This window comes from Streptomyces sp. NPDC090108 (genome assembly GCF_044747185.1).
Taxonomy (GTDB): domain Bacteria; phylum Actinomycetota; class Actinomycetes; order Streptomycetales; family Streptomycetaceae; genus Streptomyces.
Genome location: NZ_JBIVDQ010000002.1, coordinates 315,843 through 341,635, shown reverse-complemented (window position 1 = coordinate 341,635; position 25,793 = coordinate 315,843). Strand labels below are relative to the sequence as shown.

Here is a 25,793-nt window from a genome sequence, read left to right as displayed (position 1 = left end):
TCCCCTCTCACCAGAAGGCGATGTTCAGCGCGGCGGTCAGGACGAGTACGCCGGTGGCGAGCACGGCGGGCTTGCGGTACCAGCCGGCGTCGTCGCCCGTCTCGCTGTGCGTACGGTGGTCGCGCGGGGTCAGGGACCAGACGAGACCGGCGAGTTCGCTGTCGGGCTTGGGCCGGGTCGCGAGCGAGACGGCGACGCTCAGCAGGATGTCGACGACGAAGGCGGCGATGGCCCCGAGGAAGCTGGCGCCCTGGCCGGAGACGTGCATCACCCCGAACCGGTTGAGCATGTCCACGGTGACCGCCGACGCGGTGCCGGCGATGAGGCCGACGCCTCCGGCCGCCGGTGTCATGCGCTTCCAGAACATGCCCAGGATGAAGGTGGCGAACAGGGGCGCGTTGAAGAAGCCGAAGAGCGTCTGGAGGTAGTCCATGATGTTGCCGAAGTTCCCGGCGATGAACGCGGTGCCGATCGCCAGCACGCATCCGACCACCGTGAGGACACGGCCCGTGCGCAGGTAGTACTCGTCCGGCCGGCCCTTGCGCACGTACGTCTGCCAGATGTCGTACGTGACGACGGTGTTGAAGGAGCTGACGTTGGCGGCCATGCCCGCCATGAAGGCGGCGAGCAGTCCGGCGATCGCGACGCCGAGCATGCCGTTGGGCAGCAGGTCCCGCATCAGCAGCTCGATGGAGTTGTTGAAGGACACCCCGTGCAGGCTCTGCACCCCGGGGTCGGCGGCGTTGGCGGCCTTGAGCGCGGCCAGTTCCGGGGAGAGGACGGCCGCGGCCATGCCGGGGATCATGATGACCAGGATGATCAGCGTCTTGGGGAAGGCGCCGATCAGCGGGGTGCGCCGGGCCGCGGACATGCTCTTCGCCGACAGGGCGCGCTGCACCTCGGTGAAGTTGGTCGTCCAGTACCCGAAGGACAGCACGAACCCGAGGCCGAAGACGATGCCGAGCACCGAGAGCGTGGAGCTGCCGATCCCGGTGAGATTGGTGCCCGGCCAGGAGTGGAGCTGGAGGGCGGCGTCGCCGTTCGAGCCGTCGATCTTGTGGACCAGGCCGCTCCACCCGCCGGTCCGGTGCAGCCCGACGACCGTCAGCGGCACGAGCAGGGCCAGGACCACGAAGAACTGCATGACCTCGTTGTAGATGGCCGCGGAGAGGCCGCCGAGGAGGGTGTAGACGAGGACGATCGCGCCGGCGGCGAGGATCGACAGCCAGGACGGCCAGCCGAGCAGCAGGTTCACCACGGTGGACAGGGCGTAGAGGTTCACGCCGGCGATCAGCACCTGGGCGAGTCCGAAGCTGACCGAGTTCACGAGGTGGGCGAAGCGGCCGAAGCGCCGCAGCAGGAACTCGGGGACGCTGCGGACCTTCGAGCCGTAGTAGAAGGGCATCATGACCAGGCCGAGGAAGACCATGGCCGGTACGGCGCCGATCCAGTAGTAGTGCACCGAGGGCAGCCCGTACTGCGCGCCGTCGGCCGTCATGCCGAGGATCTCGACGGCCGCCAGGTTGGCGGAGATGAACGCGAGTCCGGTGACCCAGGCCGGCATGGAGCGGCCGGACAGGAAGAAGTCCATGCTGGAGGCCACCTTGCGGCGGGCCACGACCCCGATGCCCAGCACGAAGGCGAAGTAGACCGCGATCAGCACGTAGTCGACCGGTCCGGCGTCCAGCCGGAGGTCCGCGTCAGCGAGTGCGTACACCGCTCTCACCTCCCCGGCGGCACGTCGGGACCGGGGTGCCGGCCAGGGCGCGTGCCCGGCCCGGCAGGGGTCCGGCCGGGTCTGGTGGCTCCGGGGCCTGTGCGGATTGCCTCATGGTGGATGTCCCTGCTTTCCGGGCGTCGGGGGTCCGTCGGCCGACCGGCCGGACGCGGGTGCGTGCGTTCCGTACGGGGGCGGCGTGCGGGGGTCGGCCTTCGTGGCCGGCTGTCGCGGGCGGGGGTTCGGAGGCCGGTCCGATGCGCCGTGCCCAGGTGCTGGTGGGCCGGTCCCATCAGGCCGGTCTCGTGGGCGTCCGCCCTGCTCAGTCGATAGTTAGGAAGGAGGCCTGACCAAAGATTGCGCGCTAACGTAACAGCAGCGACATCCGGCCACAAGGGGTGAGATGGAGATCCGCAAGGGACTCGGCCTGCAGGCGCTGCCGAGCATGACGCTGCTGCGGGAACTGACCGATCAGATCGTGCTGGACACGGTCTTCGAGCAGGCCCCCGTCACGCGGGCGGAGATCGCCCAGCACACCGGGATCTCCAAGACCACCGTCTCCGAGGCGGTGCGCCGGCTGGAGGCGGCGGGCCTGCTGCTGCCCGCGGGCGAACAGCGCGGCCGCCAGGGCCGGGTGGGCACGTACTACCAGGTCGCCCCCACGGCCGGTTTCGTCGTGGCCGTGGACCTCAATCCGGCCCAGATCCGCGTGTGCGCGGCCGATCTGTTCGGCCGGCCGTTCCTGGAGAGCACGCACGTCGTCCCGGTGCGGCCGCGCGACCCGGCCCTCGTCGCGGCGCAGTTGCGCGACCTGGTGGGCGCGGCGGTCGCCGAGGGATCGCCGGGCCACGGCAGGCCCCTGGCGGTGGCGGTGTCGGTGGCCAACCCGGTCGACCCGGTGACCTCCCAGGTCGTCGACCTGCCCGACACCCCTTACCCGGAAGGCCTGTTCCAGCCCCAGGAGGCGCTCGACGGCACGGTCGACGCGCCGGTCCTCGTGGAGAACGACGTCAACCTCGCCGCCCTGGCCGAGCGCTGGCACGGTGCGGCGCGCACGGCGGACAGCTTCGCGTACGTCTACGTCGGCGCCGGCATGGGCATGGGCCTGGTGATCGGCGACCAGCTGGTCCGCGGCGCCCGGGGCGTGGCCGGGGAGATCGGGTACCTCGGCGTCAGCACCCAGCCGCCCGGACCGCGGCACGGCAGGCACGGGTTCGCCAGGGCCGTCGCGGCAGGGGGTTTCCATCCCCATCGCGAACCGGGCAGCGAGCAGGTCGCCGTCGACGTGGCGCGGCAGATCTTCGACCGCGCCTCGAAGGGCGACGCCGGGGCGAAGGCCGTGGTGGAGCGGGAGGGACGCACGATCGGCGAGGCCATCGCGGCGGTCTGCGCGGTGGTCGACCCCGAGCTCGTGCTCCTCGGCGGCCCCATCGGCCTGCACCCCGCGCTGCTCGAACCGGTGCGGGCCACCGTCCAGGATCTCGCGCCGCTCACCCCGCCCATCGAGGTCGGCACCCTGGGCGACACGGCGGTCCTGCGCGGAGCCCTCGCCCTCGCCCTGCGGCGGGCCCGGGCCGACCTGTGGGCCGGGGCGGGCGGCAAGCGCTCGTAGGCACCGGGCGCCCGGCCGTCTGCGGGGGCGGCGGCCGGGGCCCGGTGCCCGCTGCGACGGGGGCGGCTTCCGGAGGTGTCCGCCCGGGCCGGGTGCCCGTCGGAGGGTGGACACTTCGCCCGGGCCGGGTGCCCGTCGGTCGATGCAGACGGACTTCGGTCGGTGCAGGAGAACTTCGGTGGGTGTGGGCGGCCTTCGGTGGGTGTGGGCGGCCTTCGGTGGGTGTCAGTGCCCGCCGATCGGTATGGGCGGCCGCCGTTCCGCCATGCCGTCCGCCGTCACGCCCGGCGCCCGCCGGCCGGCAGAGCCGGCTGCCGGCCGGTGTGGGCGGCCGCCGTTCCGTCCTGTCGTCGGCCGTCCCGCCCAGGTGCCCGTCGGTCGGCGCGGCCGGTCGTCCCGCACTGTTTAGTCAGGAGCCTTGCCTAAACATTTCTCGCTCGTTACCGTCGGAGGCGCAAGTAAGGGCTCCTGACCAAAGGCGGTTGCGCCATGTCCCCCACGAACGACCCGACCCGGCCCCTGCCCGCTCTGCCGCACTGGCAGAGCGTGCCCGGGGATCTGTCCGAGGCGATCCGCCGGATCAAGCCCGCGCTGCGTGCCCGTATCGAGGCTTCGGGACGCACCGTGGACGAGGTCTTCGCCGTCGTGGAACAGCGCGTGGCCGCGCGGGTCGCCGAGATCGAGGCGGACAGGGAGCGCGGCGAGGAGGTGTGGCCCGTCGTCGACTACGCCGACATCGAGGCGGGCTCGGTCTCCCCCGAGCAGCTCGACAAGCTCCGCCGCCGGGGCTGTCTGGTCGTACGGGGCCACTTCGCGCGCGAGCAGGCCCTCGCGTGGGACTCCGGCATCGTCGACTACGTCGAGCGCAACGAGTTCTTCGAGAACTACGCCGGTCCCGGTGACGACTTCTTCGGCAGTGTCGGCTCCAAGCCCGAGATCTACCCCATCTACTGGTCCCGCGCCCAGATGGAGGCGCGTCAGAGCGACCGGATGGCCCGGGTCCAGAGCTTCCTGAACTCGCTGTGGCGGCACGAGTCCGAGGGTGTGCGATGGTTCGACCCCGAGCGCGACGCCATGTACCCGGACCGCATCCGCCGCCGCCCTCCGGGCACCGACTCCGGCGGGCTGGGCACGCACTGCGACCCCGGCACGCTCGACCTGTGGATGACCCAGGAGAACCAGCGGGCCTTCCGGCACCTCTTCGACGGCAGCGTCGAGCTCTACGACCCCTGGGACGCGGCCCACCGGACCACCGGCCCGCAGTACCCGGGCAGCACCATGTGCTCGGCGTTCCGCACGTTCCAGGGCTGGACCGCCCTGTCGGACATGGAGCACGACCAGGGCGTCCTGCACACGGTGCCGGTGCCCGAGGCGATGGCCTACCTGATGCTGCGCCCGCTGCTGGCCGACGTCCCCGAGGACGACATGTGCGGGGTCACCACCAACCAGGTCTTCCCCGCGAGCACGCGCTGGCACCCGCTGCTCATGAAGGCGCTGAGCGGCATCCCGGACGTCAGGGCCGGCGACTCGGTCTGGTGGCACTGCGACATGATCCACAGCGTCGCGCCGGTCACGGACCAGAAGGGCTGGGGGAACGTCATGTACATCCCGGCCGCCCCCTGGTGCTCCCGCAACGAGAGCTACGCGGCAGACGTGCGCGAGGCGTTCGCCACGGGTTCCAGCCCGGGCGACTTCCCCGAGGAGCACTACGAGCGCGCCTGGACCGGCCGGTTCGGCCCGGAGGACCTGAACGACACCGGGCGCCGCGGACTCGGCCTGGAGTGCTGACACGGTCGCGGACCCATGCTCGGGCGCGGCGTTCCGGTGCCACCCGGGCCCGCCGCGGTGCCGGGCCGGCCTCGCTTCCGGGCCGGCCGGCGCTCGGTGCCGGGCCGCCGCTCCGTCGCTCAGGCGCTCAGGCGCTCAGGCGCTCAGGCGCTCAGGCGCTCAGGCGGATTCCGCCGCGAGCAGGCCCGCCATGCCGAGCAGTACGCCACCGGTGGCGCGGTCCAGCCTGCGGTGCGCGCGACGGCTGAGCCGGACCGTCCTGATCACGCTGCCCGCGGCGGCGAAGGCTCCGGCCGCGGCCGCCTCCGCCAGGAGGTAGACCGCGCCGAGGGTCGCGAGCTGGGTGGCCACGGAGCCGCGTTCGGGGGTGACGAACTGCGGGACGAAGGCGGTGAAGACCAGGACCGCCTTCGGGTTGGTGATCGCGACGAGGAACTCCTTGCGCGCCAGGGCCCGCAGCGTCGGCGTCCCGCGTGCCGGGGGTTCGGGCGTGCCGTTCTCACCGGGGCCGGATCCACCCGGGCCCGGCTCACCGGAGTCGACGCCCCCGTCGCGGAAGCTGGACCACAGGATGGTCGTACCCAGATACAGGAGGTAGGCCACGCCCGCCCACTTGATGGCCGTCAGCGCCCACTCCGAGGCGGAGAGCAGCGGCCCCAGCCCGGCGACGACCGCGCCCACGAGGATCGCGAAGGCGGCCAGCCGTCCGCAGACCCCGGTCATCGCCCCGCCGAAGCTGTGCACCATGGCATGCCGCAGTGCCAGCAGATTGTTGGCACCCGGAGTCAGCGCGACCAGCAGAGCCGCCGCGAGAAATCCGATGATCCACACAGTGATCGTCCTTCCTGCGTCGTACGTACCCGCCGCCGACGGCCGGGCGAAAAGTAGCACTTACCGGTGATGTTCCGGCCGGACGTCGGGGTGCCGGGGAGGACTTCGCGCCACGCCGGGTGTCCGGCGCGGCCGCCCGTCCGGCCGGCGGTCAGCCGACGCTCAGGTTCTGCGCCACGGCGTTCCCTGCGAAGACGTTCACGCCGAACAGGCCGCTGGTGTAGGTGCCGTCGGTCGCGTCGATGACCGGATCCGGTCCGTCGCCGAACCAGACACGGATGCGGTCGCCGTCGGTGCGCACCCTCAGGTGATAGGCGCGGCCCTCGACGATCTGCGTCCTGTACGCCGCGATGTCCCGGCCGGGGCGCCAGAGTTTGACCACGCCGGAGGTGTCGATGTTCGCCGTGTAGCCGGCGCCGCCGGAACCGGCCCGGAAGGTCAGACCGGTGGCGGTGCCGTTCGTGACCGAGAGATCGCCCTGGTAGGTGAAGTCCGCGCCGGTGCGGTCGCTGAGGTAGAACGCGTCCTGGGCGCCGGTGCCGTGCAGCCCGTCCGGCTCGACCGTCCAGGTGCCGTCCCGCGGGCTCCAGCGTCCGGCGGTGAACGAGGCGAGGCCGCCGGTGCCGGTGTCGAGATTCTGCACGGTGGCGGTGCCGTTGTAGACGTTGGCGCCGAACAGGCCGCTCGCGTAGGTGCCGTCGGTCGCGTCGATGACCGGGTCGGTGCCGTTGTCGAGCCAGACGCGGATCCGGTCGCCGTCCGTGCGCACCTTCAGATGGTGGGTGCTGCCCGCCGCGACGGGCGTGGCGTACGTGGCGATGTCCCGGCCCGGGCGCCAGAGTTTGACCATGCCGGAGGTGTCGACGTTGGCGGTGTACCCGGCGCCCGCCGCGTCCGCGCGGAAGGTGAGGCCGCCGGCCCGCGCGGTGTCGAGGCTGATGTCGCCCTGGTAGGTCGCGTCGCTCCCGGCGCTCGCGCTGAGGTAGAAGGCGTCGCCGGGGGCGGACACCCGTTTGCCGCCGCCGGTGTCGCTCCAGGTTCCGCCGGAGGCGTGCCAGGGGCCGTTCAGGTCGCTCCGCAGCGTGGACTGCCCCGTGCCCCAACTGGTGTTGAGGCGGGTGAAGGTCGCGCTGTCCAGGGTCACCTTGCCGCCGAGGGAGAAGAGTCCGATGCCCTGGCTGTCGGCGGAGGAGTCGAAGGAGGCGTTGTCGGACAGGGAGTACAGGCCACCGTCCGCGAAGATCTCCAACTGGCCGCGGTCCACGAGGATCCGCATCGTGACCTTGCCGTCCCTCGGCCTGAGCGGCTTGCCCTGGAGCGTCTGGGCCCGGGTGTCGTAGACCACCCGGCGGTCGGCGGTGCCGTCGGAGCGCAGGTGCAGGTCGAAGCCGAACGTCTCGGCCGTGGCTCCCCTGACGTCGAACTGCGCGGTCAGCTCATAGGTGTCGGCCTTGACGCCCGCGAGGGGGTCGGGCCGGGTGGCGGAGTCGAGTGTGCGGTTCTTCCAGGTCCGGCTGTCCGAGGCGAGGGACTCCAGTTCCGCCACAGGGGTACGGGTGATGCGCGGGCCGTCGGGGGTGGTGACCAGGGCGAGGGTCGCGGGGAAGGTGGCGTCGCCGGTCCAGGTGCTGCCGTAGTTGCCGCCCTGCCAGGCCATCTGCACGGTGCGTCCGCCGGGTGCGCCGGTGAACGTCTCGGCCGCGTAGAAACTGCCGCCCGCGTAGGTGGTGCCGAGGTCCATCTGCTGCGGCTGGGGCCGGTCGGTGGTGAACGTCGTGCCGTCGAAGGAGCCGACGACGTACTGGCTGGACGCGGAGGTCAGTATCCACTTCTGCCGGCCCGGGTCGCCGTCCAGGGCGAGGGGGTACAGGTCGGGGCACTCGAACAGCCAGGGGGCGGTGTAGCGGCTGGCGAACGTCCAGTGCAGCAGGTCGGGCGAGGTGTAGATGTTCACGCCGTTGCCGTCCTGGGAGGACCACACCACCATCGCCCAGCGGTGCCGGGCCGCGTCCCAGAAGACCTTGGGGTCACGGCTGTCGGCCGGGATGTCGATGACCTTGCGTCCCTTGTCGTAGGCCTGGAAGGTCCGCCCGTCGTCGTTGCTGTAGAAGACGCTCACGCCGTCGATGCCCGAGAACACGACGATCGGGTCGGACGAGCCGGTCCTGAGACCCGAGGTGTCGTCCTTGTCGACGACCCCGCCGCCGGAGAACAGGGTGCCGGGGTGGACCCCGGGTTCCAGGGCCACCGGCTTCTGCGTCCAGTGGACCAGATCGGGGCTGGTGGCGTGGCCCCAGTGCATGGTGTCCCAGGCCAGGCCGTGCGGGTTGTGCTGGTAGAAGAAGTGGTAGTGCCCGTTGGCGTAGACGAGTCCGTTGGGGTCGTTCATCCAGCCGGACCTGGAGCTGAAGTGGAACTGGCCCCGGTACGGCTCGCTGTAGGTGGTCGGCGGATAGGGGAACTCCGGGTAGTCCTGCACGGTCCCGGCCGCCGCGGGCGTGCACGGAAGGAGTGCGGCCAGGAGCGCGGCGAGAGGGAGAAGCAGGGCCCAGGCTCTTCGACGCATGTGATCCCACTCCCGCGGCACTGGATAGACAGGTGCATGACATTCACGCGCTCTGACATCGTTGTCGCGTACGACCGACCGGTGTCCGATGATGCGGCCGTGCGCACGGCCCGTCAACGCATCGGACGGCCCCGATCCGCGCGACCGGCGCTTCCCGGACGCGGCGGACGCCCGGTACGGACCACCGCCGCCCGCAGTCGGGAGCGCCCCGCGCCCGGCGGACGGCCGGACACGGGGCGCACTCGCGCACGGTCAGGTGCAGGCGGCGTCCGGCGCACGGTCCAGGACGGCCGGGGACACCGTGCCGGCCATGCGCAGTTCGATGATGTCGCGGACGGTCGGCCACTCCTCGTCGAGGATCGAGTAGAACGCCGTGTTGCGCACGACGCCGTCCAGTCCGCGCGAGTGGGCGCGGCGGACGCCCTCGCAGGTGGCGCCGAGGCGTTCGATGGCGGCGCGGGAGCGCACGTTGCGGGCGTCGGCGCGGAAGGAGATGCGGCGCACGCCCCAGGTCTCGAAGGCATGGCGCAGCATCAGCAGCTTCGCCTCGGTGTTGACACCGGTGCCCTGGGCCCTGGGCGCGAGCCAGGTGTTGCCGATCTCCGCGGCGTCGGGCACCGCGGTGAGCGGGTCGCCGTACGGGACGCCCGGGACGGACGGCCAGACCAGCGGGCCCTGCCAGTAGTCGAGTTCGAGGAAACGTGTGGCACCCACCACCAGCCCGCTCGCGGTGCTGATCACCGCGAAGGGCAGGATGCGGCCGAGGGCCTGTTCGCCGAGCGCACGCTCGACATAGCCGCGGGCCGCTTCCACGCCCTGCGGGACGGGGGTGAAAGCGTAGGTCGTACGGTCCTCGCCTCCGGCCGCGGCCAGGGCCTCGGCGTGATGCGGAGCGAGCGGCTCGAGCCGCACATTGCGGCCGGTGAGAACAACAGGTGCGGGCACAGGGCCTTCGGTCCTTCGTGAATGGGAGTGCTGACCGCCACCGACGCCCCGGTGCGATGGCGGTGGTTCAGCATGCGGCCCGAGCCCGGCCCAATGAGGAAAGGGCCAGTAAAGAAAGGGGGACATTTAGGTGACATGCACCATGTCCCGCCCATGGAGATGCGGTACCCCCACCTCGGCCGTGGACGGACGGCAGGAGGCTGGGGATGATCTTACGACGGGCAGCGGGGAGCCGCCCGGTGCCGCCCGCCCTCAGTGCCGGCCCGCCCGGGCGAGAGCGGCCTCGGCACCCGCGGCCAGCTCCGTGACCAGGGACGCCGCCGGAGGCAGGTCACGGACGAGGTCCACGCCCTCCCCCGCCCAGACCGGCAGCGCGGGCACGGCGCCGCGGGCCACGTCGGCCCGGTAGGCCTCCCGCGCCGCGGGGTCCGCGGCGAGTTCCGCCTCGCGGCCGCGCCAGGCGTCGAGGTAGGGATGGCCCAGGGCGCGGGCGCTGTACTTCGCCGTCGGCCACGTGGAACCGCGGGCGATGTCGAGGACGGTGTTGCGTTCCGTGTCCTGTCCGCGCCCCTCGACGAGCGCCCGCGCGACCGAGGGATCGACCAGGGCCTCGGCCGTGGCCTGGAAACGGGTGCCCAGCAGGGCACCGGCGGCCCCCAGCGCCAGGGCCGCGGCCACACCGCGCCCGTCCGCGATCCCCCCGGCCGCCAGCACCGGCACCGGCGCCACGAGGTCCACCACCACCGGCACGAACGGCAGCGTGCCCCGCCCGTGCCGCGCCCCGTGGCCACCGCTCTCGGTGCCCTGCGCCACGATGACGTCGGCTCCGAGATCCGCCGCCCTGCGCGCCTCCTCCAGGTCGGTGACCTGGACGATCAGCGCCGCGCCCGCCGCCCTGATCCGCTCCGTGAACGGGGCCGGGTCGCCGAAGGAGAGCATCACGGCCGCGGGCCCGTACTCCAGCGCCTGCTCGACCGCGGCGACCTCGGCGGCCCAGCTCAGGAACCCCGCGCCCCACGGTCTCCCGGCCCCGGCCACGAGCGGCAGCTCGCGGGCCAGCCAGTCCCGGTCGCCGAACGCGCCGCCCAGCAGACCCAGACCGCCGCCGCGCGAGACGGCCGCCGCCAGCTCCCCGCCCGCCGAACCGCCCATGGGCGCCAGGGCGATGGGGTGCCGCAGACCGAACAGTTCCGTGAACGCCGTCGAAAGACCCATGGCCGCCATCATGGCCCCCGCGGGTGCGCCGCGGCAGGCTCGCGGGAGACGGGCGGGCACGGCCCGCGGCGCGGAAGGGCCGCTTCCGGACGTCTCCCCCGCGCCGCGCAGGCATCGGCCGTCGGTGCCAATGTCGCCCGCGCCCGCTCGCGCCTGCTCCCCGGGCGCCGCCCCGCGCTGAACAATCGGCGCCGGCACGGCACGAGGCCGCGGCCGCGCGGCATCAGGAGGTACAGCCGATGGACACGCCGGGCAACAGGCGGGGGGACGCCCCGGACGGCACGCCGGCCGGTGCCGGGGGACGCACGGATCGCAGGGGGCTGCTGGCCGGGGCGCTGGCGGGCGCCGCGGTCGCGCTGACGGGCTGCTCGGCGACGGGCGCCACCACGTCGGCGGCTCCGGCCGCCTCGACGGGCGCGGCGAGACCGGCCGGTACGGCGGGTACGACGACGGGGGCGACGGACAGCGCGTCGCCGCAGGCCCGGCCCGGGACGCCCGCCGAGGCCTTCAAGCGGCTGATGGACGGCAACCGGCGCTGGGTGAGCGGGAACCTCCAGCACCCCGACCGGGATCCGGACCGGCGGCAGTTCGTGGCCGAGAAGCAGGAGCCCTTCGGGTCGGTCCTGTCCTGCATCGACTCCCGGGTCCCGCCCGAGCTGCTCTTCGACACCGGGCTGGGCGACCTGTACGTGATGCGCACGGGCGGGGAGGCGGTGGAGCCGGTGGTCACGGGATCCGTCGAGTACGGCCCCCTGACGAGCAACACCCCCCTGGTCGTCGTTCTCGGGCATCAGCGCTGCGGTGCCGTCCAGGCCTCGTACCAGTCCCTGCGCGACGGCAAGCCGCTGCCCGGCGGTCTCCAGGCGATCGCCGAGGCGCTGCGCCCGGCGTACGAGAAGGCGGTGAAGGAGGGCGGCGACGACCCCGTCGAGACGATGGCCCGCGCCCAGGTCACGCTGACGGCCGCCGCGCTGCGTTCCAACGACGGCCTCGGCCCCCTCGTCGACAAGGGCGCCCTCGCCGTGGTCGGCGCCTACTACTCGCTCGACACCGGAAAGGTCGAGATCCTCTCCGGCGCCCCCTCCTGAACCGCCACTTCCCCTGAAGCGCCGCTCGTTCCGGGAGGACCCCTAGATCGGCTGCGGTTCGAAGTCCCAGTACGGGCGCAGCCGGCGCTGGGCGTCCCGGGTGTGCGGATGTTCGGGGCCGAGGCGCTCGCGCAGGGTCCGTACGGCCTCGCTCTCGTGGTCGGCGGCCTCGGCGGGCTGCCCGAGGCCGCGCAGGTCGTCGGCGAGGGCCGTGCGGGCCGACAGGGTCAGCGGATGGGTGCCGCCGAGCAGCCGGGCCGCGCGCAGCACGGTGTCCCGGCTGAGCCGGCAGGCGCCGCGCACGTCGTAGGTGCGGGTGCGGGCGCCGCTGAGGTTCAGCGCGCATCCGAGGCTCCACGGATGGTCGCCGCCGACGGCCACGACCATGTCCCGGTACGCGGTCTCGGCCAGCCGCAGCGCCTTCTGGTGGTCACCGGCGTGCCCGAGGGTCAGGCCCAGGTTGCCCAGGGTGCCGATGCTGTACGGATGCCCGGGTCCGAGCAGGCCGTCGTACCGCTCGGCGACGGACTCCGCGCAGCGCAGGGCGACGCCCAGCTCTCCGTGCTCGCGCAGGTAGGTGGCGTAGTCGGCCTCGACGACCAGGGTGTCGGGGTGCTGGGGGCCGAGCACCTGGGCGGCCCGGCGCGCGGCTCCGGAGAGCCGTTCGCCCGCCCCCGCGTAGTCCCCGGTCCGGCGCCGGGAGATGCCGAGCTGGTGGTCGGCCAGGATGGACCGCGGATGGCGCTCGTCGGAGATCTGGCGCAGGGTGCGCACGATCTGTTCCAGCCGCGACACCGATTCCGGGTAGTCGCCCAGCAGCCGGATCAGCCGGGCGTAGACGGCGCCCGAGTGCAGCGTGAGGTGGTGCCGCGAGCGCAGCCGGCGCTGCCGTATCTGGAGCACGTCCCGGTGGATGGACCTGGCCTCGGTGTAGCGGCCGAGCAGCAGCAGCGCGAGGCCCTGGTTGTGGCGGGCGGCCAGGGTCTGCGGGGCCTCGGTGCCGAACTGGTCGGCGAAGCGGGTCGCCGCCTCCGTGAACAGGTCGCGGGCCTGGGTGAACCGGCCGCGGGCCAGCAGCGTGCTGCCCAGTCCGTCCTTGGCGCGCAGGAGTTCGGGGTGGTCCTCGGGGCGGGTCGCGGCGAGCCGGCCGACGACCGACCGGCCGAGCCGCTCGGCCTCGGGGTAACGACCCGCCAGACGGAGGATGTTGCCCAGCTTGTGCTGGAGCGAGAGCAGGGCGCCGTGCGCGGGGTCCAGTTCGCGCTCCCAGTGGGCGAGCACCTCCTCGCACAGTCGCAGAGCGGTCCGGTACTCGCCCCGCACCCGCAGGTACTCGATGCAGTTGAGCACGAGTTCCTGCACGGCGGTGCGGGTGGAGTCGAAGGCGCCGGCCGGGCCGAGGTGCGGGATGAGCAGGGCGTAACGCTCCCAGTCGCGGGTGTCGGCGGGGCGCCGGGGGTCGGCGCCGACCAGCACCTGGCAGGCGGTCGCGGCGTACCTCTGGCGTTCCTGCGGGGAGAGCGTCTCGCGCAGGAACCGCTGGTAGAGCCGGTGCATCCGGACCTGTTCGACGGCCGGGTTCTCCCCCAGGTCCTGCTCGTAGTCCAGTCGTACGGCCGTGTACTCGGACAGCCGGCGCAGGGCGAGGTGCCAGGAGCGGGGGTCGCGGACCAGTTCGTCCAGGGAGGGGGGCAGGTCGCCGTGGCGCACCTCGCCGAGCAGGCGTACCGGGATCTCGGCGGGGGCGAAGAAGGCCAGCAGGTTGAGGAGTTCGGCGGCCTCCGGGTTGCGCACCCGGAGCGTGCCGAGGGTGGTCGACCAGGCCGTGCGGAAGCCGAGCGGGTACGCCTCCTCGTACTCCGGGCGCGCGTCGGTGGCCTCCGCCTCTCCGACGGCGCCCGCCGTGTCCGCGGTGTCCTCGGCGTCCGCAGCGCCCTCCGTGACGTCTTCCCGTTCGCCTTCGTCCGTGACCGTGACCGTGTCGGTGTCGGTGTCGGTGTCGGTATCGGTGTCGGCGTCCACGTCCGTGCCGGCGTCCGCGGGGTCCCGCGCGTCCCCCGCGTCCGGTTCGGGTGCCTCGTCCTCCGGTGTGTCGCGCAGCAGGCGCAGGTAGTCCTCGGCCGCCACGTCGTTCGCGGCCAGCCAGGCGGCGGTCTGGGCGAGGAGCAGCGGCAGGTCGCGGACCGTGGAGGCCAGCCCGTCCGCCTCCCCGGCGGTGAGGCGCGGGGCACGGCGGCGTACGTACGCCACGCTCTCGGTGCGGGTGAAGGGGCGGACGTCCATCACATGGGTGCCGGGTACGCCGGACCAGTCGCTGACCGCGGTGAGCAGGACGTGGGTGTGCCGGCCGGGCAGCAGGTCGGTCAGCTGGGCGGGGTCCTCGGCGCCGTCGAAGACCAGCAGCCAGCGTCCGTGCGCGGCGGTGCGCGCGGCCTCGTGCACGGCCCTGATCCGTTCCCCGATGCGCTCGCCGACCGGCAGCCCGAGGCGGGGGGCCAGCGCGGCCAGGCGTTCGCGGGCCTTGGCCCGGTGGGTGGCGTCGATCCACCACACCACGTCGTAGTCGTTGCCGAAGCGATGGGCGTACTCGGCGGCTATCTGGGTCTTGCCGGTGCCGCTGATGCCGTGCAGCACGATCCGGGTGGCGGCCTCGCCGCCGGGATCCGCGCGGGTCAGGGCCGCGTGGACGTGCTCCAGTTCGAGGTCCCGGCCGGTGAAGCGGCGGTTGCGGCGGGGGGTGTCGAGCACCTCGGGGGGTTCGTTGGGGAAGCGGGGGGCCGTCACGTCGGACGGCCGGGCGGGGTGGGCCGGGTCGATGGACAGCCGGCGCAGCAGCCTGCGGGCGGCCTCGTGCTCGTCGAGGTCGTGCAGGTCGGCGGGCTTGAGCAGGGCCACGGCGCCGGGCACCCGCTGGGTCGCCACGGTGACCGCGGCGAAGCGGTCGGGGTGGGCGGAGACCTCGCGGCGCAGCACCCGGTCCCAGTCGGTCTCGGCGATGGGTCCGAGGCCGAAGTACCAGTTGTCCAGGACCAGCAGGACGCGTCCGCGGTCGGAGAGCAGCGCGGCGAACTCCTCCTCGAAGGGCACGTCCACCCGGGGGTTCCAGCGCCGCGTGACCGCCCTGTGGCCGCGCGTGTTCAGCTGGTGGGCGATCCAGACCGCCCACGGCCGGTTGAACCCGGCGTAACTGACGGTGATGTGCCGGCCGTCGGCCGTTCTCCGGCTGTCCATGCGCCTGGTCTCCTCCGCGGCTGCCGCAGCGGGTGCGGTGCCCTGCCGATGGGTCAGATGGGCTGTGGTTCGAAGTCCCAGTGGGGGCGTTCCAGCACCTCCGCGGACCGGGTGTGCGGATGCTGGGGGCCGAGGGTGTCCCGCAGCAGGGCGACGGTCTCCCGCAGCAGCGGTCCGGCCTCCTCGGTACGGCCGAGCGCCCGCAGGTCGCAGGCGCGGGCCGTGGCGGCGGCGAGGGTCAGCGGATGGCTCGTGCCGCGCTGCCGCCTCGCGGCGTCGAGCAGTTCGGTGTCGTGGGCCAGGGCCTCCTCGTGGCGCCCCGACCGGGCGAGGCTCGCGGTCAGGTTCATGCGGCAGCCGAGCGTCCAGGGGTGTTCGCCGCCCACGGCGCGGACCATCAGCTGCCAGGCGGTGTGCGCGGAGGCGTCCGCCTCGCCGCGTTCGTCGCCGTCGGTCCACTGGGCGAGCGCGAGGTTGCCGAGCGAGCCGGCGGTGTAGGGGTGATCGGGCCCGAGGAGGCGCAGATAGCGCTCGGAGACGGTGCGGGCCAGGTCGTGCGCCTCGCGGGGGTTCATCTCCCGCAGCAGGGTGGCGCGGTCGGAGGTCATCATCAGCGTGTCCGGGTGGAGCACGCCCTGCGCCTGCTGGGAGCGGCCGACGGCACTGGTGAACAGGGCGGCCGCCTCGTCGAGCCGGCCGTCCCGGCGCAGGCACTGGGCGAGGTTGTGCTCGGCGCGCAGGGTCTGCGGATGGTAGGGGCCGAGGACGCGGCTGTGCAGCCGGGCGTTGGACCGCTGGAGGGACAGGGCCTCGCGGTAGCGGCCGAGCAGCCGGGCCATCCAGGCCAGGCACAGGCCCGAGTAGAGGGTCTCGTAGTCGTCGGCGCCCAGCTCGCGGCGGCGCAGTTCGAACAACTCCCGGTGGATGTCGAGGGATTCCTCGTAGCGGCCGAGGAGGCCCAGGGTGAGGGCCATGTTGCTGCGGGCGCGGTCCCGGGCGCCCCGGTCGCCCGACGGGCGGGCGTGGCCGCGCCAGACCTCCTCGAACAGCTCCCGGGAGCGCTGGAACTGGCCGAGGGCCATCAGGGTGCCGCCCAGTCCGTCCTTGGCGCGCAGCAGTTCGGGATCGTCGGTGCCGCGGACGCCGGACAGCTCCTCCACGACGGCCCTGCCGACCGCCTCGGCGTCGCGGTAACGGCCCACGCGGCGCAGCAGGTTGGCGTGCTGGTGGACCAGGACCAGCATGTCCGCGTCGGTCTCGGGGTGGCGGGGCCGCCAGCGGGCCACGGCCTGCTGGCACAGGCGCAGCCCGGTGTCGTACTCGCCGCGCAGCCGGAGGGTGTCGAGGCAGTCGAGCACGAGGCCGCGCACGCCGGGTTCGTCGCGGTCGAGCGAGCCGGCGTAGTCGAGGTGCGGGATGAGCGCGGTGTAGACGGGCCACTCGCGCCGGTCCGCGGGCCTGCCGGGGTTGGCCGCGGCGAGGATCCCGCTGGCGGCGGCCGCGAGTTCGGCGCGGCGGTCGCGGGTGAGGGTGCCGCGGATGAACCGGTGGTAGAGGCGGTGCATCTGGGCCGATTCGACGCCGTACTCCAGGGACGGGTCGGGGGTGTAGCTGAGGTGGATGGCGGTGAGGTCGGCGAGGCTGGCGAGGGCGTTCTGCCAGCGGGTGGAGTCGGCCACGGTGCGGGCGAGCCCGCCGGGCGGGAACACGCCCGCCGGGGCGGCGGCGATGAGGCGGAGCGGGATCGTGTCCGGGGAGAACAGCACCATGAGTTCGATGAGTTCGGCGGCGTCCGGATTGCGCTCCCGCAGGGAGTTGAGCAGCAGGCCCCAGGAGCGCACGAAGCCGACCGGGTAGTCGTCCTCGGTGCGCACGTCCAGTTCCTGCGGCGACTGCCGGTCCAGCGCCTCCAGGTAACCGGCTACGGGCTCGGCGGGGTTGGCGATGAGCCACGCGGTGGTCTGGGCCAGCACCAGGGGCAGGTCCTGGGCGGCTTCGGCGAGCCGTTCCGCCTGGGCCTGGGTGGACCTGAGGACCCGGCGGCGGATGAACGCGGCGCTCTCGTTGCGGGTGAAGGGGCGGACCGTGTACTCCTGGAAGCCCGGCATGGCCGCCCAGTCACGGCTGAGACTGGTGATGAGCACGTCGCCGCGGCCCTCGGGGAGCAGGTCGCGGATCTCGCCGACGTCGTCGGCGCCGTCGAAGATCAGCAGCCAGCGCTCGCGCGGCCCGGTGCGGGCGCGCAGCGCGGTGTGCACGGCGCGGATGCGCTCGCCGACGTCGCGCGCGGCCTCCAGTTCCAGGTGGACGGCCAGCGCGGCGAAGTCCTCGCGGGCGGTGGCGCGCAGTCCGGCCGTGATCCACCACACGACGTCGTAGCCGTCGCCGTAGCGGTGCGCGTACTCGGTGGCCAGGTGGCTCTTGCCCACGCCGGAGATGCCGTGCAGGACGACCCGGCCGCCGCTCGGCCCGGGTTCGGCCAGCAGTTCCGACAGGGCCTCCAGGTCGTCCTTGCGTCCGGTGAAGTAGCCGTTGCGCCGGGGGGCCTCGCGTACCTGGGGCGGGTCGTTGGGGAAGCGCGGGCCGTCCGGCGGCGGGTCCTCGCCGGGGTCGACGCCCAGCCGCCGGAGGATGTCGCGCCGGGCCTCCGCCTCGTCGAGGCCGGCGAGGTCGACCGGGTGCAGCTCCACCATGGTGTCGGGCAGCGGCTCGTACGACACCGCGATCGCGACGAACCGCTCCCGGTGCGGGCGGACGATCAGCCGCAGGGCCTCGGTCCACTCCGAGTCGTCGTGCAGATCCGGGCGCAGGGCCCGCTCGTTGATGAGGAGCAGGACCCGGCCCGGTGCGGCCAGCAGGGGTTCGAGGGACTCGGTGGGGGTGCGTGAGGCGGTGTCCCAGTGCAGCAGGGTGGTGGGCCGTCCGGCGCGGCCGAGCTGGTGGGCGGTCCACAGGGCCCAGGGGCGGCTCTCGCCCGCGTAGCAGATGCTGATGTGTCCGGCTCCGGCGTCCCGCTCGTGGTCCGCCGCGCCGGCCGCGTGCTCCCCGGGCCGGTCCGGTGCGTCCTCCCGTCCCGGATCGGTGTGTTCCGGGCCGGTGGCCTCCTGCCCGGACGGGGCGGGGGCGGGCAGCGAGTACGTCGCGCCCTCCGCGGTGTACAGCAGTCCTCCCGCCGGCCCCACCCACTCCTCGACGACCGTGCCCCGGCCCACGAGGATGGTCCGGATGGAGCTGGAGGTGACCAGTTCCACGACGCGGGGGTCGGTGTCGGGCACGACGACGGCGAACTGGTCGGGTCCGAGCGGGGTGTCGCTCAGCACCAGCCGGGGGCCGTCCCAGCCGAGGTGCAGCCTCGCGGTCGGCAGCCCCTCCGCGATGACGGCGACGTCGGCGAGCGACAGGCGGGCCGGCCGGGGCGGTGCGGGCGGGTCGAGGTCGAGCCGGACCGCGGAGAGCGTGCGCAGCTGCCAGGCCGTGGTGGAGCGCTGGACGCGCTCGGGCAGGGTGTCCCACGCCTCGGTGAACCAGCGGGCGATGCCCTCGCGTTCCTCCTCCACCAGGGCGCGCAGGGCGGGCTGGAGGCTCTCCTCGATGTTCCGGTCGGCGTCGGGGTGTCCGCTGACGGCCTGCCAGGTGGCGGTCTCCTGGGCGACCAGGGCGGGCGAGGCGCCCGCGCGCAGCTGCCGGAAGGTGGGCCACAGGCGGTGGATGGGGTCGTCCTCGCCGGCCTGGCGCAGCCGCAGGGCGAGTTCGGCGCGCAGTTCGTCGAGCAGCCGGGGGTCCAGTACGACGAAGCCGAACCCGCGGTGGGCGACCAGGTCGCCGAACCAGAGGTCCACCTCGGCGGCGACGTCGAGGCCGGGTGCCACGCGCAGGCGCACCGCCCGCATCAGCTCCGGATCGATCCGGGCGGCGACGCTGAGCAGCACCGCCAGTGTCCGGCCCGGCCGCTCCCGCGCGCTCAACGCCTGGCCCCCAGCGCCTTGCCGACGGTGGTGCCGCGGTCCCAGGTCAGCACGGGGAGCAGCAGGCGGGCCCAGCGCGGCCAGTGCCGTTCGGGCAGCGGGACGAGGGCGACGGGTTCGCAGCCGCGCCGGCGTATGAGGTCGATCGTGGTGCGCCACTCCTGTTCGGTGGCGCGCCAGGGGTTCAGTGTGGGGCCGCCGGCGCCGAGGTCGGAGAGGATCAGCACGCGCACCCCGGGCCGGGGCGGCCGGTAGGGCCGTTCCCAGGTGGCCCGCGAGCCCGGTCCCGCCCCGCGCAGGGGTACGTCGGCGAAGCGGAGGACCTGGGTGCCGGCGACCCCGGCGAGGGCGCGGACGTGGGTGACGACGTCGTCCACGTCCCGGGCGAAGGGTTCCATCGCGCCGGAGGTGTCGGCGAGGATCTGCACGCCGTAGCGGAGCGTGGACAGCGGGAGCCGGGGGATGGCGGTCAGCGGGCGGGCGCGGGCCAGTTCCTCGGTGGCGCGGTCGACGTCGAGTTCTCCCTCGGGGGTGACCCGGGAGAGCAGCATGGTGAGCAGGGCGGCGGTGGAGCGGGGGGCGAGCAGCGGCAGGTGCGGGGGCCGCCGGGGCGCCTCGCCGCGTTCGCGGGGGCGGGCCAGCGAGGGCGTGGTCCAGGTGTGCGGGAAGCGGCGGTCCACGTCGTCGGGGACGAGGACGGTGACGGTGGTGGAGCGCCCCGGCCGGTCGCGGTGGCGGAACTCCGGCGGGTCGCTGTCGGTCCGTGTTCGCGCGGGGTCCTTGTCGCGGGCCGGGGCCCGCCAGGCGGGGGCGTCGGGGCCGGGGGCCTCCGGCCTCGCCCGGGGCGGTCCGGCCGGTGGTCCGCCCATGCCCAGCAGGGCGGCGATCCGTGCGAAGTCCTCCGGGGAGCGGGTGCCGAGGGCGCGGGCGGCCCGTGCCACGTCACCGAGCCAGGCCTCCCCCGTCATGTCGGGTCACCGGCCATCTGCTGCGGTTTGATCAGCACGTTGCGGGTGAGGAGCTGCCATTCGTCGTCGCCGGGGCGGATGTCCAGGGAGCGGCAGGCGAGCAGGGCGTCGAGGTACTCGGCCGTGCTGGGGCGCCGTACGTCCTGCTTGTCGGCCTGCTCGCGGACCTTCATCAGGTTGCCGGCGACCGCCTCGGCCAGTTCCTCGTCGGCGTCGGTCACCTCGCCCGGCCAGTCGGTCATGTGCTCCTTGGCGATCCGGACCAGCATGTCCTTGTCGTGCTCCGGCAGGACGTGCACCACGCAGCGCCTCAACAGGGCCTGGGGCAGCTCGCGTTCCTCGTTGGTGGTGAGCACGACGAGGTGGCGGGCGCGGTGCGTGCTCTCCGTCGCCGGGGCGGAACCGGGACCGGCCGCCCGCGTCGCCTGTGTCCCCTGTGTCGCCTGTGTCCCCTGCGCCGCCTGTTCGGTGTGGATCTCCGCGTTGATCTCGGCGACCACGAACCGGTGCGAACCGAGCGGCACGAGAAGGCTGTTGGGGACGTCCGGGTCGGCCTTGTCGATCTCGTCGATGAGGACCACGGCGTGGTCGGGACTGCGGTCGGCGTTGACCTTCTCGAACGGGTCCGGGCAGGGGTCGCCGACCTCGGTGCCCTCGGGCCTGCCGCGCCTGCGGGCCGACTCGGGGGCGAGCGCCCACCACAGGACGCCCGGCTGGACGTAGCTCGCGTTGTCCAGGGGCTCGCCGCGCTGGGCGGCGACCTGGGCGTCGCCGAGCCTGCGGACGCTGTCGAAGCTCCAGAGCAGTTCCCGCGGCTGGGTGCGGTAGGTGACCACGTGGACGTAGTAGCGCCAGCCCAGCCGGCGGGCGATGTAGGGCGCCAGGGAGGACTTGCCGGATCCCGGCATGCCGCGCAGCAGCAGGGGGCGTCCGGTGGCGAGGGCGACCTTGACCGCGAAGTCCAGTTCGGAGGCCATGACGTAGACGCGGCCGTCGCCGCGGTCGGGGGTGTCGAGCCAGCCGTCCGCCGCGAGGGCGCCGGCCTGCCCGTCCCGTGCGGCCGCGCCGGCTCCGCCCGGGCCGGCGTCACCGGTGTCCTCGGGGGGCCGTCCCTGTGCCTCGGGCTGATTCCGCGCACCGGTCTTCTTCTGACTCACCACGCCCCCCTGCGGCTCGGTTGCACGCACTCGTCCACGCGTCGCATGACAGCCTCGACCAGAGTCTCATGACTCGCCTCGAACGGCGGGTCCAGAACCAGCACTTCGTCGGGACTTCCCGGCCAGCGTCCCCGTACGTCGACACCGCGGCCGGGGATGACCAGGACATGCACCCAGGGCACCTTCTCGTGCAGCCGGGCGATCACCCGGTGCACCATGGCGAGGTCGCAGCGCTTGACGTCCAGCACCAGGAAGAGGCGTCCGAAGTCACGCGGTTCCTTCGGCCGCCCGAGCTCCTGGTACGGATCCATGCCGATCCGGTCCTTGACCGCCAGCTCGCACTGTTCGAGCAGGTAGTCCTCCGGGTTCTCGTCACCGGGCGGGCGTCCCGCGGCCATGGCGACGTAGTAGCTCCGGTTGTCGACGCAGAACGCCCGGTCGAGGTACTGCCTGCCGATCTCGGGGCTGTCGACGGTCAGGATCACGACGCGGCGCACCGAGCCGTCGGTCTCGCGCACGATGCGCCGGGCCTCGTCGCGGTCGACCCAGACCGGGAGGATCAGCGTCGCCAACTGACCCACCCGGTCCCGTTCCAGGCCACTTCTGCGGGCCACCAGGACGGCGTTGCCGAGCTTGACGACGTCGTGGGTGTCGAGCATCTGGGAGGCGAGCAGCACGGGGGCGAGCCCGGGGAGGAGTTCGTCGAGCTCCTCCTCGGGGACCTCCAGTTCCCGGGCGATCCTGGCGAAGACCGACGGGTCCTTGATCTCCCTGAGGTGGTTGCCGATGTCGTCGAGCCAGGCGCTGACGGTGTCGTCCCAGACCCGGCGGACCTGCGGGAACCGCCGTACGAGCCGGTCCACCTCGTCGTCCGTCCAGGTCCGGATCCGTTCGACGTCGTCGTCGGCGAGGTAGCGCAGCTCGGAGGCCCTGAGCTGGCCGGCGCTCACCCCGCCCACCAGGACGGTGACCAGGACCATGCCGGGGTACAGCGTCTTGCGCCAGTGCAGGATGTTGGTCTCGCGGCGCACCCAGGAGGAGGCCAGGGCCGACTCGTTGACCAGGACGAGGGCCGCGTCGCACTCGCCGAGGAGTCTGGCGAGCTTCAGCTGCCAGGGCCGGCCGGGCTCCTGGATCCGTACGTCCAGCAGCACCTTGTGGTTCCGGTCGTCCAGGCCCTTGGCGAGGGCCTCTCTCACCCGGGCGATCTCGTCGTCCGCGCTGGTGCTGTGGCTGATGAACACCTTGACCACCCTCGCCCCGCCTTCACTCCGCGATCCACTTGGCCATCCAGCCCTCGTTCTGCACCGAGACGACGTGTTCCGTACGCTCGGCCAGCCGGTCGGCCTCCGCATCGGTCGCCGGGTCGCAGCTCCGCCACCACGCCAGCAGCCGCTCCAGTTCGCCCGCGGTCCTGCCGAACTCCACCTGCTGGGCGACGTAGCGCGCCGCCGCCCCGTGCGACACGACGGCCGCCGAGACCGCGGCGACGACGGGGATCCAGGCGGCCGCCTGCTCCACCGCGAACGCCCCGGCCACGGCGCCGAGCACCACGGAGACGGCGGCCAGCGCCTGCCCCCAGCGTTCCACCAGCCGGGCCCGCCCGGCCATCTCGCCGGTCTTCGGACGGTAGTACCGGTCGAGCTGGTACCTGAGCCGCCCCTCGACGTAGTCGGCGATGCCGGCGACGGGCGGCAGCGGCCGGTCGGCGGGCGCGATGCCGGTGGTGAGGTACTCGAGATCGGCGGCCGCCGCGACCACGGCGTCGGTACGGCGGCGCAGTTCCGCGTCGCGCCCCGCCGGCTCCCGGTACCGCGCCACCCGGGCCAGGCGGAGGTACGTCTGGCTCTTGAGCTCCTCGGACACCGAGCGCAGCCGGGTCCACTCCCGCACCCGGCCCGGGGCGGCGCCACGGGCGAGGAGGGGAGCGAGCCCCGCGACGACGAGGGCGAGGAAGGCGAGCAGCCGGCCGGCCCACGCGGACAGCGGCATGAGCTGCGCCGAGGCGGCTCCGCACACACCCGCGGCGACGACCGCGCACAGCGTGGCCGTACGCGCCCTGCCGATCGCCGCCTTGTGCCGGTTCGCGGCCTGTGACCATACGCTCTGGGCCCGCCAGACGTGCTCCGTCGCGGACACTCCCCCGCCAGTGCTCACGACAAGATTCTGACGCGGCTTCAACTGCCGTGCAATGCAAACCGGTTCAATCGGGCAAGAGCGGACCCGAGCGCAGAACCGGCTCGATTCTCCCCGCGATGTGTCTGATGAGCAGCGCGAGATCCGCGCAGTAGACCGATCTGTTGCGGAAGCCGCTGCCCGCGCGGTAGCGGTGGGCGTAGTGGCCGCCGCCGCAGACGCGTACCAGCGGGCAGTCGCGGCAGTCCGCGCCGAGCGCGCGGACACCCAGCTGGCGTGCCGCGATGCCCGGATGCTCCAGCACGTCGTCGAAGCTGTCGCGGAAGACGTCCATCCCGGTCGAAGGGGCCTGGGAGTACGCCGCCTTGAGGGAGTCCACCTGCTCGATCGTGCCGTCCGTCTCCACCAGGACGGCCGCGACCGGGGACAGTCCGACGGCCTCGGCGCCGCCGGGGAAGCCGAGGAGCAGCCCGATGATCTCGGTGAAGAGCCGGACGCGGGTGCGGTGGCGGTCGCCGTCGAACCACCGGTCGAAGGCGCGGGCGAGCCATTCCCCGTAGGGTGCCGAGCCGGCGCTGGAGGGCCCCTTGCCGGGGGGCGGGGCGGCCCAGTTCGCGTGCGGCAGGAGCAGATCGAGCGCCGGGGGGCAGAACGCCGTGAGCGAGTCGTAGACGTCCTCGGGATCCAGGTCGAGGTCGATGGTGCACAGGATGCCGGCGTAGGCCTCGGGGTGCCGGGCCAGCGTCGTGAGGCCGCGGGTGGCGGCTTCCCAGGCGGGCCGGCCCGCGTGGTCGACCCGCCGCTTGTTGTGCTCGGGCCGTCCGCCGTCGAGGCTGACACCGACGCGCACCCCGGCGCGGGCGAGCCGCCGTACGGTGTCGGCGGTCAGCAGCGTGCCGTTCGTCTGCACGCCCACCAGCACCTCGCAGGAGGCGCCGGCGGCCGCCCGTACCGCGGCGCGGACCTCCCGGACCTGCCGCAGGGCCGTGTCCACGCCGCCCAGCAGCGGTTCACCGCCGTGCAGTTCGACCCGGATCCGTCCCAGCCCGTGCGCGGCCACGTGTTCACCGATGCGTTCGGCGCTGCGCGCGAGCACGGTGTCCGTGACCCTGACCGGACGGCCCCGCCAGGAGGCGTCCGCCGCGTTGTAGACGTAGCAGTACGTGCAGAGCAGGTTGCAGCGGCTGTTGAGTTTCAGCACGAACTGCTGGAAGGGCACCGGCGCGGTGCCCTCGCGGCGCAGGGCGGGCACGTCCAGCAGCCTGTGCGGCCAGGGGGCCGACGCGTGCACGTCCGCCGAAGCCCCCGCTCCCCCCTCCGGACCGTGTCTCACCTCAGGGACTGTCCTCGTAGTACGCGACGGGCCGGCCCGCCGACCGCTCCTGCCTCTCCAGCAGGTGGCGCAGCACCTCGGAGAGCACCGGATGGTCCAGGCCATGATCCAGCGGTTCCCGGTCCGCGCCGGCGGCGGGACACGACCGGCCGGCCCGACCGGGGCCGTCGGCCACGAGGTGGCCGTCCAGCCGGAGATTCGACACGGTGCTCCCTCCGCGATCAGCCACTCGGACGTGGCTGTGCCGGATCGTGCCGTGCGCGACACGGCGACGTGGCAATCGTAGAGCCAGCCGCCACGGTCCGAGCCTCCAACGGCCCTTCCACCTCAGCCGGGTCCGGCGTCCGCGCCGCCCCGCCGCGTGGAGCGCCCCGGTGGCCGCGTAGCCCGCCTGGCCCAACCCGTGCTTACTCCCCGCTCCCGGGCGGCACAGTCTTGATGCCTGCTCAGGACCGGGTGCGCGGCACACCGCGTACCGGCCGCAGGCGTCCGGAGATCAGCGACATCCTGGCCCGCGGGAGATTCCGTGCACGACAGACCGATCAGCAAGATCGCCGACGAGCTCCTGCGGCTGCGGCACGACGCGTCGCGCAGTTCGCGGGACCGGACGGCTCCCCCCGGGTTCGGGCTGGACGGTGATCTGGTCGCCCGGTTCGTCTCGGGCCGGCTGGACGCGGAGGGCAAGGCCGCGCTCGCCGACGAGGTGGCCCGGGTCCTGCCGTTCCACTACGTGCTGCCCAACACGACGGCCGAGGAGCTGGCGCAGGTCGTCGCCTACCTCGACGGGGAGCCCAAGCTGATCGCCTGGCTGGACCGCTACCCGGGCCTGCCCCGGCTGGGGGCGCGGCTGTACGTCCTGATGGGCCTCCTCGACGGCTACAGCGAGAACCCCGCGGTCGTCACCGCCCTGCGGGAGTCGCGGGAGCGGACCCCCGTCCCGCCCGGCCTGGCGGGGGCCCTGGTGCCGGGCACCGGCGACGAGACCCTCGCCGGCCTCGCGTACCGGATCGAGGACCTGTTCGGGGACGGCGAGCGGAAGAAGGCCGTCGATCTCGCACTCGCCACCGTGGCCTGGCTCCGGTCGGTCGCCCCGCGCGCCGAGGAGCTCGACAAGGAGCTCGGCGACATGGACGAGGTGCTGGGACACGCGGGCCGCGACATCGAGGAGGCGGACGCCGAGGCCTGACGGCGGGCACGGGTGCGGGGGCCGTAGGGGACGGCCCCCGCACCTCGCGTCCGGT

At 73.5% G+C, this 25,793-nt stretch carries 17 protein-coding genes; 4 read left to right on the top strand and 13 right to left on the bottom strand.

Annotation, left to right across the window (positions count from 1 at the left end):
• Positions 1–7 precede the first annotated feature (7 nt).
• Entirely contained in the window at positions 8–1,717 is a 1,710-nt protein-coding gene (locus tag ACIPRD_RS06820) for a sodium:solute symporter family protein (protein WP_401560591.1), read from the bottom strand.
• A 403-nt stretch (positions 1,718–2,120) separates the two neighbouring features.
• Between ACIPRD_RS06820 and ACIPRD_RS06815 the strand changes: the two genes are divergently transcribed.
• Both ACIPRD_RS06815 and ACIPRD_RS06810 read left to right on the top strand, forming a co-directional pair.
• The gene (locus ACIPRD_RS06815) at positions 2,121–3,329 is read left to right on the top strand and encodes an ROK family transcriptional regulator (RefSeq protein WP_356408166.1); all 1,209 of its coding nucleotides are present in this window, start codon (positions 2,121–2,123) and stop codon (positions 3,327–3,329) included.
• 489 nt (positions 3,330–3,818) lie between these two features.
• Positions 3,819–5,117 carry a DUF1479 domain-containing protein gene (locus tag ACIPRD_RS06810; protein ID WP_401560588.1) on the top strand — a complete coding sequence of 433 codons (1,299 nt, stop codon included), beginning with the start codon at positions 3,819–3,821 and terminating at the stop codon, positions 5,115–5,117.
• Between the two features lie 159 nt (positions 5,118–5,276).
• Here the strand turns inward: ACIPRD_RS06810 and ACIPRD_RS06805 are convergent, their stop codons facing one another.
• The 4 genes from ACIPRD_RS06805 to ACIPRD_RS06790 form a co-directional block, all read right to left on the bottom strand.
• Positions 5,277–5,948: a LysE family translocator gene (locus ACIPRD_RS06805; protein WP_401560585.1), complete on the bottom strand. Its 672-nt coding sequence runs from the start codon at positions 5,946–5,948 to the stop codon at positions 5,277–5,279.
• A gap of 151 nt (positions 5,949–6,099) precedes the next feature.
• Complete coding sequence (locus ACIPRD_RS06800) at positions 6,100–8,514, bottom strand: GH32 C-terminal domain-containing protein (protein WP_401560582.1); 2,415 nt, start codon at positions 8,512–8,514, stop codon at positions 6,100–6,102.
• Positions 8,515–8,766: 252 nt separating this feature from the next.
• Positions 8,767–9,459 (bottom strand): GNAT family N-acetyltransferase, encoded by a 693-nt coding sequence (locus ACIPRD_RS06795; protein WP_356408183.1) that lies wholly within the window; start codon positions 9,457–9,459, stop codon positions 8,767–8,769.
• Positions 9,460–9,711: 252 nt separating this feature from the next.
• The gene (locus ACIPRD_RS06790) at positions 9,712–10,674 is read right to left on the bottom strand and encodes an NAD(P)H-dependent flavin oxidoreductase (protein ID WP_401560579.1); all 963 of its coding nucleotides are present in this window, start codon (positions 10,672–10,674) and stop codon (positions 9,712–9,714) included.
• A 239-nt stretch (positions 10,675–10,913) separates the two neighbouring features.
• Between ACIPRD_RS06790 and ACIPRD_RS06785 the strand changes: the two genes are divergently transcribed.
• Positions 10,914–11,762 carry a carbonic anhydrase gene (locus ACIPRD_RS06785; RefSeq protein ID WP_401560576.1) on the top strand — a complete coding sequence of 283 codons (849 nt, stop codon included), beginning with the start codon at positions 10,914–10,916 and terminating at the stop codon, positions 11,760–11,762.
• Positions 11,763–11,804: 42 nt separating this feature from the next.
• Here the strand turns inward: ACIPRD_RS06785 and fxsT (ACIPRD_RS06780) are convergent, their stop codons facing one another.
• From fxsT (ACIPRD_RS06780) to ACIPRD_RS06745, 8 genes are read right to left on the bottom strand one after another with little or no spacing between them, the layout of a single operon-like run.
• On the bottom strand, positions 11,805–14,993 hold the full coding sequence (gene fxsT / locus ACIPRD_RS06780) for an FxSxx-COOH system tetratricopeptide repeat protein (protein WP_401560573.1): 3,189 nt from the start codon (positions 14,991–14,993) through the stop codon (positions 11,805–11,807).
• Positions 14,994–15,046: 53 nt separating this feature from the next.
• Positions 15,047–18,958, bottom strand: coding sequence for an FxSxx-COOH system tetratricopeptide repeat protein (fxsT, locus tag ACIPRD_RS06775; RefSeq protein ID WP_401560570.1), 3,912 nt, complete (start codon positions 18,956–18,958; stop codon positions 15,047–15,049).
• On the bottom strand, positions 18,955–19,926 hold the full coding sequence (locus tag ACIPRD_RS06770; RefSeq protein WP_401560567.1) for a hypothetical protein: 972 nt from the start codon (positions 19,924–19,926) through the stop codon (positions 18,955–18,957). The genes fxsT (ACIPRD_RS06775) and ACIPRD_RS06770 overlap by 4 nt, the downstream gene beginning before the upstream one ends.
• The gene (locus ACIPRD_RS06765) at positions 19,923–21,083 is read right to left on the bottom strand and encodes an AAA family ATPase (protein WP_401560564.1); all 1,161 of its coding nucleotides are present in this window, start codon (positions 21,081–21,083) and stop codon (positions 19,923–19,925) included. The genes ACIPRD_RS06770 and ACIPRD_RS06765 overlap by 4 nt, the downstream gene beginning before the upstream one ends.
• A complete protein-coding gene (locus ACIPRD_RS06760; protein ID WP_356408204.1) occupies positions 21,080–22,327 on the bottom strand; it encodes a toll/interleukin-1 receptor domain-containing protein in 1,248 nt (415 codons plus the stop codon). The genes ACIPRD_RS06765 and ACIPRD_RS06760 overlap by 4 nt, the downstream gene beginning before the upstream one ends.
• A 22-nt stretch (positions 22,328–22,349) precedes the next feature.
• Positions 22,350–23,240, bottom strand: coding sequence for a DUF4231 domain-containing protein (locus tag ACIPRD_RS06755; protein WP_401560561.1), 891 nt, complete (start codon positions 23,238–23,240; stop codon positions 22,350–22,352).
• 46 nt (positions 23,241–23,286) lie between these two features.
• Positions 23,287–24,552: an FxsB family cyclophane-forming radical SAM/SPASM peptide maturase gene (locus tag ACIPRD_RS06750; RefSeq protein ID WP_356408210.1), complete on the bottom strand. Its 1,266-nt coding sequence runs from the start codon at positions 24,550–24,552 to the stop codon at positions 23,287–23,289.
• 1 nt (position 24,553) lies between these two features.
• A complete protein-coding gene (locus ACIPRD_RS06745) occupies positions 24,554–24,757 on the bottom strand; it encodes a hypothetical protein (RefSeq protein WP_401560558.1) in 204 nt (67 codons plus the stop codon).
• A gap of 321 nt (positions 24,758–25,078) precedes the next feature.
• On the opposite strand from ACIPRD_RS06745, the gene ACIPRD_RS06740 reads away from it, so the two are divergent.
• A complete protein-coding gene (locus tag ACIPRD_RS06740; protein WP_356408216.1) occupies positions 25,079–25,738 on the top strand; it encodes a hypothetical protein in 660 nt (219 codons plus the stop codon).
• Positions 25,739–25,793: the final 55 nt, after the last annotated feature.